The sequence below is a fragment of the Oryzibacter oryziterrae genome, from assembly GCF_021864535.1.
Lineage (GTDB): Bacteria > Pseudomonadota > Alphaproteobacteria > Rhizobiales > Pleomorphomonadaceae > Pleomorphomonas > Pleomorphomonas oryziterrae.
Map to the genome: position 1 here is coordinate 141,770 of NZ_JAKJIC010000013.1, position 13,415 is coordinate 155,184.

Here is a 13,415-nt window from a genome sequence, read left to right on the forward strand (position 1 = left end):
GAAAGTCGAGAGGAATCGCTTGGACCAGCGCCCGCCGGTCACCCCGCGACGGCCCCCTCCCGGCTCTCCAGCCGGAAGGCCGCGGCGAGCAGGGCGCGCGTATAGGCTTCGCGCGGATTGGCGAACACTTCTGCCGCGGGGCCGGCTTCGACCACCTTGCCGTTCTTCATCACCATCAGGTCATTGGCGAGCGCCTTGACCACCTTGAGGTCATGGCTGATGAAGAGATAGGCGAGGCCGTGCCGGCGCTGCAGGTCGCGAAGCAAGTCGACCACCTGTGCCTGCACGCTCATGTCGAGCGCCGACGTCGGCTCGTCCAGCATGACGAACTTCGGCTTCAGCACCATGGCCCGCGCGATGGCGATGCGCTGGCGCTGGCCGCCGGAAAACTCGTGCGGGTAGCGATGCCTAGCCTCCGGATCGAGGTCGACCTCCTCAAGAGCCGAGACCACCAGCCGATCGCGTTCCTCAGGGGAGAGGCCGGGCTCGTGCACCTTCAGCCCCTCGGCGATGATGTCGGCGACCGTCATGCGCGGACTGAGCGAGCCATAGGGGTCCTGGAACACCACCTGAATGTCGCGCCGAAGCGGTCGCATGCCCTTGGAGTTCAGCCCCTCGATCGCCTGGCCGCCGAAGGAAATCGCGCCCTGTGACGAGATGAGGCGCAACAGCGCTAGGCCGAGCGTGGTCTTGCCCGAACCGCTCTCGCCGACGATCCCGAGGGTCTGGCCGGACCGCACCGTCAGGGACACCCCGTCAACCGCCTTCACATGCCCGACGGTCTGGCGCAGGAAGCCGGCCTTGATGGGAAACCAGATGCGCAGATCGCGCGCGGTCATCACCTCGGCGGCAGCGTCATCCGGAACGGGCGGTTCGCCCTTGGGCGCGGCGGCCAGCAGATGCCGCGTATAGGCGTGCTGCGGTGCTGCGAAGACCCTGGCGGTCGGTCCCTGCTCGACGATCTTGCCCTCGGTCATCACCACCACGTCGTCGGCAAACCGTTCGACGATGCCGAGGTCGTGGGTGATGAACAGGATGGCCATGCCATGCTTTTCCTGCAGGCCCTTCAGCAGCTGAAGGATTTGCGCCTGCACCGTGACATCGAGCGCCGTGGTCGGCTCGTCGGCGATCAGAAGATCGGGCGCGTTGGCGAGCGCCATGGCAATCATCACGCGCTGCCGCTGGCCACCGGACAGCTGGTGCGGATAGGCACCGAGCCGGCTCGCCGGATCGGGAATGCCCACCTCGGTGAGCAACTCGACGATCCGCGCCCGGCGCGCCCGGCCGGCGGCACCGCCATGCAGGTCGAGGATCTCGCCGATCTGCCGCTCGATGGTGTGCAGCGGGTTGAGCGAGGTCATCGGTTCCTGGAACACCATGGTGATGTCCGAACCGCGGAGGGCGAGCAGGTCGGCTTCGCCGGCCTTGAGAAGGTTCTTGCCCTTGAACAGGATTTCGCCGCTGGGATGGCTGGCCGATGGCGGCAGCAGCCGCGGGATCGACAAGGCCGTGACCGACTTGCCCGACCCCGATTCCCCGACGATCGCCAGCGTCCGCCCCTTCATCAGCGTGAAGGAGATGCGGTCGACGGCAGTGACGGTGCTGCTGCCCTGCGCGAAGGCAACGGAGAGATCGCGAACGGCAAGAAGAGGTTCTGTCATGGGGCGAGACTTTCGAGAGCGGCTACAGCTTCCCCTGCTTGAGATCCAGCAAATGCGAGGTCTGGCAGATCCATACGCATGCGTCGATCATCGCTCAAGAACAGCCGGCACCCAGCTTGCACAGCCGTGGCAACATGTATTGCGTCGGGTAACTTGAGGGACTGTCTGCGGGCTCTTATCTGCGCGGATCTTTCCAAGACCTGCCTGTTGATCCCAATGACCTCAAGTTCGTCTGGCGAACCAAGAATCGCCTTGTAGCGATCGGCCAAGACGGTGTTGCCTGACATCAAGGGGCCGACCAACAGCTCCGCGATCGTCAACTCGCTGGTGACGGGCAGGAAAGCGGGGGTTTCCAAGAGCGCCATGATCCTGCGGATTTCCTCCGCCTTCGGCAAAGCCCCTTCAAAAGCTGATATGAAAATGTTGGTGTCAACATAGATGCGGGTGGTCATTCTTGCGAACCATCCTCGCCGTCGCGTATGGCTCTGATGTGATCAAGGACGTCATCGGTCGAGCTGAAATTTTGGAAGTGAATGTCGAAATGGCGTGAAAACACGCCCTTTCCCTTCCGCAGCGGCTGGTCTTTCTCCACGCCCAGGTCGCGCACACTGACCTCGACGCGGTGATCGGACGCGATAGCGCCGCGGACCTTCTCAGGCAGTTCGGAAGCGAGCATTTCCAACGTGACCACCTTGTTCATCGCCGCCTCCTCACGAGTAGGTCTTGCGGGGGTCGAAGGCGTCGCGCACGGCTTCGCCCACGAAGATGAGCAAGGATAGCATGACGGCCACCACAAAGAAGCCCGTGATGCCGAGCCAGGGGGCGAAGACGTTGGCCTTGCCCTGCCGCAGCAGTTCGCCCAGTGACGGATAGCCGGCCGGCAGGCCGAAGCCGAGATAATCGAGCGAGGTCAGCGTGGTGATCGACCCGTTGAGGATGAAGGGCATGAAGGTGAGCGTCGCCACCATGGCGTTGGGCAGGAGATGCCGCGTCATGATCGTTGTGTTGGACACGCCGAGTGCCCGGGCGGCGCGGACGAATTCGAAGTTGCGCGCCCGCAGGAACTCGGCGCGCACCACGCCGACCAGATGCGTCCAGGAGAAGGCCAGCAGGATGCCGAGCAGGATCCAGAAGGATGGCGCCAGCACCGAGGAGATGATGATCAGCAGATAGAGCGTCGGCACTGCGTTCCAGATCTCGATGAAGCGCTGCATCAGGAGATCGAGGAGGCCGCCGTAGTAGCCCTGCACCGCACCGATGATCACGCCGATGATCGATGAGAAGAAGGCGAGCGTCAGGCCGAACAGCACGGAAATGCGGAAGCCATAGAGCGCCCGGGCGATCACGTCGCGCCCCTGATCGTCGGTGCCGAGCCAGTTCATGTTGCCGGCAACGCAATCCTTGTCGGCCACTCCGTCCGTATAGCCCTTGCAGCGGTCCTCCGGCGACAGCAGGAAGGCCGGCGGCGAGGGGGCCGGCGTCGGGGCGCTTGAGTTGACGGTGTCAAAGGAATAGCGGATCGGCGGCCAGATCATCCAGCCATTCTGCTCGATCTCGTCGCGATTGAAGGGGTCGCGATAGTTGGTGATGGCAAGAAAGCCGCCGAACTTGCTCTCGGGATAGTCGACGAAGACCGGGAACAGGATCTCGCCCTTGTAGGAGACCACGAGCGGCTTGTCGTTGGCGATGAAGTTGGACAGCAACGTCGCCACGAACAGCACGGCAAAGATCCAGAAGGACCACCAGCCACGCCGGTTGGCGCGGAAATTGGCGAGGCGGCGGCGATTGACCGGGCTGAGCCAGGGGCGATCGGATGCGTTGGCCATCGCTCAGACCTCCCGGCTTTCGAAATCGATGCGCGGATCGATCCACATATACATGAGGTCGGACAGGATATTGACGGCGAGTCCCATCAGCGAAAAGACATAAAGTGTAGCAAAGACAACGGCATAATCACGATCGATGATGGCGTTGTAGGAGAGTAGGCCGAGCCCGTCGAGCGAGAAGATCGTTTCGATGAGGAGCGAGCCGGCAAAGAAGGACGCGATGAAGGCCCCGGGGAAGCCGGCGATGACGATCAGCATGGCATTGCGGAACACATGGCCGTAGAGCACGCGCCGCTCGGGGAGGCCCTTCATGCGGGCCGTCAGCACATATTGCTTGCGGATCTCGTCGAGGAAGGAGTTCTTCACCAGCAATGTCGTGGTGGCGAAGGCATGCGTCGCCATGGCCATCAGCGGCAGCGCCATGTGCCAGAAATAGTCGGCGATGCGCATGGGCCAGCTGAGATCGGCCCAGTTCTCCGAGACCAGTCCACGCAAGGGAAACACCGACCAGAAGGATCCGCCGGCAAACAGCACGATCAGCAGGATGCCGAACAGGAAGCTCGGCACCGCATAGCCCACCGCGATCACCGCCGAGGTCCACACGTCGAACTGGGTCCCGTCCCGCACCGCCTTGGCAATGCCGAGCGGGATGGAAATGCCGTAGCTCAGCAGCGTCATCCAGATGCCGAGCGAGATCGAGACCGGCATTTTCTCCTTGATGAGATCGATGATCGAGATGGAGCGGAAGTAGCTCTGACCGAAGTCGAAGCGGGCATAGTTCCACAGCATGAGGCCGAAACGTTCGAGCGGCGGCTTGTCGAAGCCGAACTCCTTCTCGAGCTTCTTGATGAACTCCGGATCGAGCCCCTGAGCCCCGCGATATTTCGAGGTCATGGACCCCTCGCCGCCCTGATCGGCCTGCGCCGTGTCGCCCGAGCCGCCGTTGAAGCGCGCGGTGGCGTCCACATCCGTGCCCTGCATCTTGGCGATGACCTTCTCGACCGGGCCGCCCGGCGCGAATTGCACCACGATGAAGTTGATCGCCATGATACCGATCAGGGTCGGGATCATCAGCAGGATGCGCCGGAGAAGATAGGCTGCCATGAAGCTTCTGGATCCTTGGGCTCTTGGTCGTGTCAGGGGCCGCCGGTGGCGGAAGCCTTGGCGGCGTCATACCACCAGACGGTCGGGAAACCGACACTGTATTCCGGCAGCTTGTCGGGATGGGAGAAGCGGTTCCAGTAGGCGATGCGGTCGTTGAGCGAATAGAACAGCGGAATGACGAAATTGTTGGCGAGCAGTACCCGGTCGAGCGCGTGGGTGGCGGTCACCAGCGCTGGCCGGTCCTGGGCGAAGATCACGGCGTCGATCAACTTGTCCACAGCGGCATTCTTGATGCCCGCATGGTTCCGCGATCCCGGCTTGTCGGCGGCCGCCGAACCCCAGTTCTCGCGCTGCTCGTTGCCGGGCGAGAGCGTTTCGCCCCAGATGCCGGTGGTCATGTCGAAGGAGAAGCTGTCCATCACATTCTGATACTGGGCGTCATCCACCACGCGGAAGACAAGATCGATGCCGATCAGCTTCAGGGCCTTGGCGTAGGGCGCCACGTAGCGTTCGCTCAGCTGGTCGTTGGTCTTGAACTCGATGGTGAAGGCTTCGCCCTTGGCATTCTTCATCACCCCATCCTGCAGCGTCCAGCCAGCCTCGCCGAAGAGCCGGATGGCCTCCCGCAGGTTCTTGCGCAGCGCCTCCGGCGACCCGCCGAGCGGATTGGTGTAAGGCGTGGTGAACACCGAGGCCGGGATCTGGTCCTTGAGCGGCTCCAGAAGCTTCAGCTCCTCGGCCGAAGGCAGGCCGGAGGAGGCAAGCTCGGTGCCGAAGTAATAGCTGTTGATGCGGTCATACTGATCGTAGAAGACGTTGTGCTTCAGTGTTTCATAGTCGAAGGCATAGTTGAGCGCCGAGCGCACACGGGCGTCCTGATATTTCGGCAGGCGGAGATTCACCACCAGAGCCTGCATCACACCAACGCCGCGCTTGGGGTAGGTCTCCGTGACGACGCGCCCTTCGGTCTTTGCGGGAAAGTCGTAGGCCGTCGCCCACATCTTGGCCGAGCGTTCGAGACGGAAATCGTATTTGTCGCCCTTGAAGGCTTCAAGCAACACGGTCGGGTCGAGGAAATACTCGTAGCTCATCCGATCGAAATTGTTGATGCCGGCATTCACGGGCAGGTCCTTGCCCCAATAATTGGGATCCCGTTCAAGCACGATTTGCCGGCCGGCATCCACCGACGTCACCTTGTAGGGGCCTGAGCCCATGGGCGCTTCGAGTGTCGTTGCCCTGATGTCACGCGGCTTGCCGGAGGCGTCCTTGCCCTCCCACCAATGGCGCGGCAACACGGGCAGCTGGCCGACGATGTGCGGCAGTTCGCGGTTGCCAGGGGCATCGAAGGTGAAGTGGATCACGTTGTCGCCGGCGTCTTCGGCCTTGACGACGTGACCATAATAGGACGCGAACAGCGGGTAGATGTCTTTCAGCGTCGTGAACGACCAGATGACGTCGTCCGCCGTCACCGGCTGGCCATCGGACCATCGGGCTGCCGGGTTGAGGTGATAGTCCACCCAGGCGTAATCATCTGGATAGCGTAACTTGTCGGCCAGCAGCCCATAGGTCGCTGAAATGTTGTACTCGTCGAGCGACTCGGTGGTCAGCGCCTCGTAGACCTGCGCCACCGCGGAGGCGGGATCGCCCTTGGTGCCGAGATAGACATTGGTGCTGTCAAAACCGCCCTCGACGCCGAAGCGAACCGTGCCGCCCTTGGGGGCGTCGGGGTTCACATAGTCGAAATGCTTGAAATCGGCGGGATAGCGCGGCTCGCCGTTGAGCGCGCTCGCATGCCGCCAGACCGGTTCGTCGGCAAGCGCCGGCGGCACGGATGCAAGGCCGGCGACCACCAGGGCGGCAGACAATGCGAACGCAAAACGAATCATCGGCAATCCTCGCGAAAAAACCATGGTCTTTGCGAAATTTCCATCAAAGCCGCCGCAACGCAATCCATTCCCGATGTTCGCCGACGAAGCCTCTTGCTTTTTTCACGCAAGATCGCGATATGAAGGGCGGGAGGTTGGCTGTGGACGAACCACTCGCCAACCGGGTCAGGTCCGGAAGGAAGCAGCCCCAACGAGCTTCGGCTCGGGTCACTCGTCGGCCTCCCACCTTCTTTTTTCCTGGTATATGCGCATGTCCGACAGTCTGACGCCCTCCGATCAGAAGCCCTCGGCGTCGCCCTACCGGGTTCTTGCCAGAAAATACCGTCCGCAGAGCTTTGCCGATCTGATCGGCCATGGCGCCATGGTGCGCACGCTCGAAAACGCCTTCGAGACCGGCCGCATCGCCCAGGGCTGGATGCTGACCGGCGTACGCGGCGTCGGCAAGACCACCACCGCCCGCATCTTGGCTCGCGCCCTAAATTACGAGATCCCCGGCAAGGTCGATCGCCCCTCGGTGCATATCGAGGAAGAGGGCACCCATTGTCGCGCCATCATGGAAGGCCGGCATGTGGATGTCATCGAGATGGACGCCGCCTCGCATACCGGCATCGATGATGTGCGCGAGATCATCGAGGCGGCGCGCTACAAGCCGGTGTCGGCCCGCTACAAGGTCTACATCATCGACGAAGTGCACATGCTCTCGACGCAGGCCTTCAACGCGCTCCTGAAGACGCTGGAAGAGCCGCCGGAACATGTGAAGTTCGTCTTCGCCACCACCGAGATCCGCAAGGTGCCGATCACCGTGCTCTCGCGCTGCCAGCGCTTCGATCTCAGGCGCGTCGAGACGGGCACGCTCGCCAATCACTTGCGCAAGATCGCCGGTGCCGAAGCGGTGACCATCGACGATGAGGCGGTGGCGATGATCGCCCGCGCCGCCGAAGGCTCGGTGCGCGACTCCCTGACCATCCTCGACCAGGCCATTGCCCATGGCGGCGGCCATGTGTCGGCGGAGACGGTGCGCGCCATGCTCGGCCTCGCCGATCGCACGCGCGTGGTCGATCTCTTCGAGACGGTGATGAAGGGCGATGTTGCCTCTGCCCTCACCATCCTCACCGATCAATATGACACCGGTGCCGATCCGTCGGTGATTCTCGCCGACCTCGCCTCCTTCGTGCATCTGGTGACGCGTCTCAAGCACGTGCCCGAAAGTGCCGACGACGCTTCGCTCACCGAAGCCGAGCGCACGCGCGGTCGCGATTTTGCCGGCAAGCTGTCGGTGCGCGTGCTCTCGCGCGCCTGGCAGTTGCTGATGAAGGGCATCGCCGAAGTGCAGACCGCGCCGAGGCCGTTGCCGGCCGCCGAAATGGTGCTGGTGCGCCTTGCCTATGCCGCCGATCTGCCCACGCCCGACGAAGCGCTGAAGATGCTGCAGTCGGGGGCCTTCTCCGGTGGCGAGGGCGCCCCGTCGTCGGGCGGTGCCGGCGGGCAGGGTGGTGGCGGTCCCGGCCCGCGCATGGTGATCCAGGGCGGGCTCACCGGGCCGCGCGGCGGTGCGACGGCGCGCCTTGCCAGTCCTCAGGCGGAGGCCGAGAACGCCATTTCGCTGGGCACCATCGAGGAGGCCGTCCGTCTCGCCGAGAAGAACCGCGACATCGCCCTGAAATTCGCCCTCGAACGCCACGTGCGTGTGGTGCGCTTCGAGGACGGTCGGCTGGAGTTCAATCCGGTCGCCGGCGCCAATCCCAATCTCGCCGGCGATCTCGGCCGCAAGCTCTCCGCCTGGACCGGCAAGCGCTGGATCGTTGCCATTGCGCGCGAGGACGGCCAGCCGACGCTGCATGAAATGCGCGAAGCGCGCCGCACCCAGGCCGTCGACGACGCCCGGGCCGACCCGGTGGTCGCCGCCATCCTGCGCACGTTCCCCGGCGCGGAGATCGTCGACGTCAAGTTCGAGGATGGCGACGTGGTGGATGAGGCGGCACCCGTCTACGAGGATGCGCTGTCCATTGATCCGGTGTTCGAGGACACCGGCGACTGGGCCGCGGGCATCTTTGACGGCGACGTGGATTTCGAGCCCTGACCGGCGCGGCACGCCGAGCCGGCTGCAAACCCTGCTGCAAGCGAGGCCGTTGGTGCCAACGCAATGATTTTGCGTGGAACCGGCGATAATCGGGCCTTGTCGAACTTGACAGTTCGCCTTGCTTGTCCCTTGTTGAGGTCAGGGTTCAATGAGGGGCTGCGGGCGCGGTTTCGCGGCTTCTGTCAATGAGGGTTCAGGATATGTCGCTTGTGCGCGTGATCGCGATGGCTGCCTCGGCCATTGCTCTTTCCGTGTTTTCGGCTTCGGCGGGTGAAGTCTGCGCAGCCAAGACCGTCAAGGACGGCGTGCTGACCCCGGCGACGGGCGATCCGGCCTACTTCCCCTGGGTGGCCGACAACAACCCCTCGGCCGGCAAGGGCTTCGAAGCCGCCGTGGTCTATGAAGTTGCCGCGCGCATTGGCTATCCCCACGACAAGGTGGAATGGGCGGTTGCCACCTTTGACGAAGGCATCCAGCCGGGCCCGAAGAATTTCGACTTCTCCGTCGCGCAATATTCGATCACCGAAGAGCGCAAGAAGACGATCGATTTCTCGGATTCCTATTACACGGCCGCCACCGCGGTTCTGGTGCGCAAGCCCACCGTCGAGGCCGGTCTGAAGCCGGATCTTGCCGCGCTCAAGAAGCTGCAGTGGGGCGTCGCGGCCGGTACGACCGCCGGCGGCATCCTCGCCAAGACCGTCGGTCCGGACAAGGACCCGATGATGTTCAACGACACCGCCGACGTGGTGCAGGCGCTGAAGTCGGGCCAGATCGACGCCACCATGCTCGACCTGCCGACCGCCCTCTACGAGTCGGCCGTGGAAATGGACGACGGCGTGGTGCTCGGCCAGTTCCCGACCGACAATTCCGAAGGCCTCGACCAGTTCGGCATGGTTCTCGAGAAGGGCAATCCGCTCGTGGCCTGCGTCGACAAGGCGCTGCAGTCCATGAAGGCCGATGGTACCCTGGCCAAGATCGAAGCCGAATGGCTGTCGTCCGCCACCGGGGTCCCTGTGATCAAGTGACCGGCGCATTGGAAAAGCCTAAGCTCCAGGCAAGCGGCGCGGTCAATCCGCGCCGTATCCGCGAGGAGCGCATTCGTCGCCGAGGCTTTGCTGTCGCCTCGGCCAGTACGGCCGCCGTCGTGCTGGCGCTGTGGATCCTCATCCCCATGGCGCCCGGCTGGTCGAAGGTTCAGGCCTCCTTCTTCGATTGGGAAGTGTTCGCCAAGACCTTTCCCAAGCTCCTGTCGGCCTTCCTGGTCGACATCATGATCTTCGCCTGGAGTGCGCCGCTGATCGCCGTGAGCGGATTGGCCATGGCTCTCTGCCGCGATGTCCGCTCTCCCGCGCTGTTTCCCCTCAAGCTGTTCGCCATCGGTTACAACGACGTCTTCCGCGGCGTGCCGGTGATGCTGGTCATCTATCTGTTCGGCTTCGGCATTCCCGGCCTCGGTCTGCCGCGCCCGTGGAACAGCCCCTATATCTGGGGCACGCTGGCGCTGGTGTGCACCTACGCCGCCTATGTCGCCGAGATCATCCGCACCGGCATCGAATCCATCCATGAGTCGCAGCGTTCGGCGGCGATGTCGCTCGGGCTCACGCCCTCCGACATCATGCGCTTCGTGATCCTGCCGCAGGCGATCCGGCGCGTCATTCCCGCCAACATGAACATTCTGATCGCCCTGCAGAAGGACGTGGCCCTGCTGTCGGTGATCGGCCCGGTGGAGATCCTGCGCCAGGCCGGCGTCGAGAAGTCGCTGGCCGCCAACTTCACGCCCTATGTGGGCGCCTCGATCATATTCCTCGCCGTGACAATTCCGGCCACGCGTTACGCGGATCGGCTGATCGAGCGACAGAACCGGCAGCGAAGCTGAGCCATGCAAACGCACGAAAAACTCAAGCTTGTCGGCCTGCGCAAGAGCTTCGGCGAACACGAGGTCTGCCGCGGCATCGACCTGACCGTTGCCGAGGGATCCATGGTCTGCCTGATCGGCGCCTCCGGCTCCGGCAAGTCGACGCTCCTGCGCTGCATCAATCTTCTGGAGCCCATCGACAGCGGCCAGATCCTGCTGGACGGCTTCGACATCGCCGATCCCGAGATCGATCCGCTGCCGCTGCGCCGCCGCATCGGCATGGTGTTCCAGAGCTACAATCTCTTCCCCCACATGACGGCCATCGAGAATGTGATGCTGGCGCCGCGCCGCGTGCATCGCAGGAGCCGCGCCGAGCTTAGGGACGAGATCACCGCCATGTTCGAGCGCTTCGGCCTCAAGAGCCACATCGGCCACTATCCCGACCAGTTGTCGGGCGGCCAGCAGCAGCGCGTGGCCATCATTCGCGCGCTGGCCATGAAGCCGGAGATCATGCTGTTCGACGAGGTGACCTCGGCACTCGATCCGGAAATGGTGGGCGAGGTGCTCGACGTGGTGCGCCAGCTCAAGAGCCAGCGCATGACCATGGTGCTCGCCACTCACGAGATGAGCTTTGCCCGCGAGGCCGCCGACTGGGTCTGCTTCCTCGACAAGGGTGTGATCGCCGAGGCCGGCCCGCCGGCGCAGATCTTCGGCAATCCCAAGGAAGCCCGCACCCGCGAGTTCCTGAGCCGCATTCTCTGAACCGAGGCACTCCCTTCGGTACGGAGCGCTTTCAGGCGGCAGCGAAGCGGGCGCGGATCCAGGCGATCATGTCGCGCCAGAGCGGATCGGCGGCGTCACTTTGTCCGAGCAGGCTGAGGCAGCCGTGGTGGACACCCGGGTAGAGCCGATGCCAGACCGCGTTGCCCGCTGCTTTGAGGCGTTCGGCATAAGCCACGGCTTCGTCGCGCAAGATGTCATACTCGACTGCAGCCAGAAAGGTGGGCGGCAGGCCTGCAAGCTCCGGCGCGAAGAGCGGCGAAAGCCTGGGATGGCGATGAAGCGCCGGGTCGCTCACATAATGGTCCCACATCCATTTCATGCCCGCCGCCGTCAACCCGTAGCCCGTGGCGCATTCGCCATAGGAGGCGAGCCCCGCGCTGTAATGAGCGGTGACCGGGTAGACGAGGACCTGTCCCAGCAGGTCGGGGCCGCCGCCATCGCGGGCGTCGAGCGCTGCAACGGCGGCCAGATTGCCGCCGGCACTGTCGCCGGCCACCATCAGGCGCGCCGGATCGCAGCCGAGCGCCGAAGCCTGCGCGGCGATCCAGCGCAGCGCCTGGCGACAGTCGTCGGGCGCAGCGGGAAAGGGATGCTCCGGCGCCAGACGATAATCCACCGACACGACCACAGCACCACTGTCGGCGGCAAGCCGGCTGCACAGGCCGTCGTAGGAGGAGAGCGTACACAGGGCAAAACCGCCGCCGTGGATGAACACGATTGCCGGTGCCGGCGTCGGCGCGCCAAAGGGACGGTAGAGGCGCAAGGGCACCGGCCCGTTCCCAAGATCGACAACCGCGTCCAGCGGCACGCCCGGGGCCGGCGGATCCTCGGCATCGAGCCGGCGTGCTTCGGCGATGGTCATCTGTTCAAGCGGGGTCAATCCAGGCGCGTCAGCCTCGGCCAGAAGGGTGGCGATGTCGGGATGCAGCGGCATGGTCTCTCCTTGGGGTGGGTCGGCACTTTCCTCCGATTCGGCCTCGGCAAGAAAGTCGTTTGACAATGGGGACCGGAGCCGCCAAATCCAATCGCAGACCCATCGGCAGTGTGGAGACGTTCATGTTCGGCGATATCGGCAAGATGATGAAACAGGCCCAGGCCCTGCAGGCCAAGATGGCCGAAGCACAGGAAGAGATCCAGCGCGCCGAGGCGACAGGCACCTCCGGCGGTGGCCTTGTCAAGGTGACGCTCACCGGCAAGGGCGAACTCAAGGCGATCAGCATCGATCCGTCCCTGATCGTCCCCGACGACGCTGAAATCCTGGAAGACCTGATCGTCACCGCCCATGCCGACGCCAAGGCGCGGGTCGATGCCCTGGTCGCCGACAAGATGGGCGCCGTGACCGGCGGTCTGCAGCTGCCGCCCGGCCTCAAGCTGCCGTTCTGATCGCAACACGCAGCCCCGGGCCTTGCTGGCCCGACCGAAACTCTGGAGTTGAGACTTGGCACGCCGCGTCACCGGACCGGAAATCGAGAAGCTGATCCAGCTGCTGGCGCGCTTGCCGGGCCTCGGACCGCGTTCGGCGCGCCGCGCAGCCTTGCAACTGGTCAAGCGCCGCGATCAGCTGCTGGCACCGCTGACCGAGGCCATGGGCGTGGTCCGTGACCGGGTCAAGGTCTGCTCCTGCTGCGGCAATGTGGATACGTCCGATCCCTGCGCCGTCTGCACCGATCCCGGCCGCGACGGCTCGACCATCGTCGTCGTCGAGGACGTGGCAGACCTCTGGGCGCTGGAACGCGCCGGCGCCGTCAACGCCCGCTATCATGTGCTCGGCGGCGTGCTGTCGCCCCTCAACGGGATCGGGCCGGACGATCTCAACATCGCCGGTCTGGTTGACCGGGCGCAGGATCCTGCGGTCAAGGAAATCATCCTGGCGGTGAATGCCACGGTGGACGGCCAGACGACGGCGCATTACGTCACCGATCGTCTGGAAGGTCTCGAGGTCCGAATCACCCGCCTCGCCCATGGCGTGCCGGTCGGTGGTGAACTCGATTATCTCGACGAGGGCACGCTCACGGCAGCGATCAGGTCGCGCACGCCATTCTGAGGTGGGAGCGGCTGTGCGCGGATCGCGGCCCGCGCCCTTCAAGGCGCGCACAGTCTCCTTCATGCCTGCAACAGTCGCTGGTCAGTTGCTCTGGGCCGCATCGAGGCGCAGGGGGATTTCGAGACGCGCCACTTCGCCCTCATCGGTCGCCAGCGCGTCCTCGCCGAAAGCCACCG

At 64.2% G+C, this 13,415-nt stretch carries 13 protein-coding genes and 1 other RNA gene; 7 read left to right on the top strand and 7 right to left on the bottom strand.

The window, feature by feature from the left end; genetic code table 11:
* Positions 1 to 38: 38 nt before the first annotated feature.
* From L2I41_RS14985 to L2I41_RS15010, 6 genes are read right to left on the bottom strand one after another with little or no spacing between them, the layout of a single operon-like run.
* Positions 39 to 1,661, bottom strand: coding sequence for an ABC transporter ATP-binding protein (locus tag L2I41_RS14985; protein ID WP_237154377.1), 1,623 nt, complete (start codon positions 1,659 to 1,661; stop codon positions 39 to 41).
* Complete coding sequence (locus tag L2I41_RS14990) at positions 1,658 to 2,113, bottom strand: type II toxin-antitoxin system VapC family toxin (protein WP_237154378.1); 456 nt, start codon at positions 2,111 to 2,113, stop codon at positions 1,658 to 1,660. The genes L2I41_RS14985 and L2I41_RS14990 overlap by 4 nt, the downstream gene beginning before the upstream one ends.
* The gene (locus L2I41_RS14995; protein ID WP_237154379.1) at positions 2,110 to 2,361 is read right to left on the bottom strand and encodes a hypothetical protein; all 252 of its coding nucleotides are present in this window, start codon (positions 2,359 to 2,361) and stop codon (positions 2,110 to 2,112) included. Before L2I41_RS14995 ends, L2I41_RS14990 begins: the two co-directional genes overlap by 4 nt.
* 10 nt (positions 2,362 to 2,371) lie before the next feature.
* Positions 2,372 to 3,487, bottom strand: a complete 1,116-nt coding sequence (locus L2I41_RS15000; protein ID WP_237154380.1) for an ABC transporter permease — start codon at positions 3,485 to 3,487, stop codon at positions 2,372 to 2,374.
* A 3-nt stretch (positions 3,488 to 3,490) separates the two neighbouring features.
* Complete coding sequence (locus L2I41_RS15005) at positions 3,491 to 4,591, bottom strand: microcin C ABC transporter permease YejB (RefSeq protein WP_237154381.1); 1,101 nt, start codon at positions 4,589 to 4,591, stop codon at positions 3,491 to 3,493.
* 32 nt (positions 4,592 to 4,623) lie between these two features.
* Complete coding sequence (locus L2I41_RS15010; RefSeq protein ID WP_237154382.1) at positions 4,624 to 6,477, bottom strand: extracellular solute-binding protein; 1,854 nt, start codon at positions 6,475 to 6,477, stop codon at positions 4,624 to 4,626.
* Between the two features lie 129 nt (positions 6,478 to 6,606).
* Between L2I41_RS15010 and ffs the strand changes: the two genes are divergently transcribed.
* The 5 genes from ffs to L2I41_RS15035 all read left to right on the top strand — a co-directional run bounded on the left by ffs (position 6,607) and on the right by L2I41_RS15035 (position 11,174).
* Positions 6,607 to 6,703: signal recognition particle sRNA small type (ffs, locus tag L2I41_RS15015), an RNA gene on the top strand.
* Positions 6,704 to 6,727: 24 nt separating this feature from the next.
* The gene (locus L2I41_RS15020) at positions 6,728 to 8,557 is read left to right on the top strand and encodes a DNA polymerase III subunit gamma/tau (protein WP_390634277.1); all 1,830 of its coding nucleotides are present in this window, start codon (positions 6,728 to 6,730) and stop codon (positions 8,555 to 8,557) included.
* Positions 8,558 to 8,757: 200 nt separating this feature from the next.
* The gene (locus L2I41_RS15025; RefSeq protein ID WP_237154384.1) at positions 8,758 to 9,582 is read left to right on the top strand and encodes an ABC transporter substrate-binding protein; all 825 of its coding nucleotides are present in this window, start codon (positions 8,758 to 8,760) and stop codon (positions 9,580 to 9,582) included.
* Between the two features lie 8 nt (positions 9,583 to 9,590).
* Positions 9,591 to 10,433, top strand: a complete 843-nt coding sequence (locus L2I41_RS15030; RefSeq protein WP_237154385.1) for an amino acid ABC transporter permease — start codon at positions 9,591 to 9,593, stop codon at positions 10,431 to 10,433.
* Positions 10,434 to 10,436: 3 nt separating this feature from the next.
* Positions 10,437 to 11,174 carry an amino acid ABC transporter ATP-binding protein gene (locus tag L2I41_RS15035; protein ID WP_237154386.1) on the top strand — a complete coding sequence of 246 codons (738 nt, stop codon included), beginning with the start codon at positions 10,437 to 10,439 and terminating at the stop codon, positions 11,172 to 11,174.
* Between the two features lie 31 nt (positions 11,175 to 11,205).
* On the opposite strand, the gene L2I41_RS15040 is transcribed toward L2I41_RS15035, so the two are convergent.
* On the bottom strand, positions 11,206 to 12,129 hold the full coding sequence (locus L2I41_RS15040) for an alpha/beta hydrolase (RefSeq protein ID WP_237154387.1): 924 nt from the start codon (positions 12,127 to 12,129) through the stop codon (positions 11,206 to 11,208).
* A gap of 122 nt (positions 12,130 to 12,251) precedes the next feature.
* On the opposite strand from L2I41_RS15040, the gene L2I41_RS15045 reads away from it, so the two are divergent.
* On the top strand, positions 12,252 to 12,578 hold the full coding sequence (locus L2I41_RS15045; RefSeq protein ID WP_237154388.1) for a YbaB/EbfC family nucleoid-associated protein: 327 nt from the start codon (positions 12,252 to 12,254) through the stop codon (positions 12,576 to 12,578).
* 55 nt (positions 12,579 to 12,633) lie between these two features.
* Positions 12,634 to 13,239: a recombination mediator RecR gene (gene recR, locus L2I41_RS15050; protein ID WP_237154389.1), complete on the top strand. Its 606-nt coding sequence runs from the start codon at positions 12,634 to 12,636 to the stop codon at positions 13,237 to 13,239.
* Positions 13,240 to 13,415: the final 176 nt, after the last annotated feature.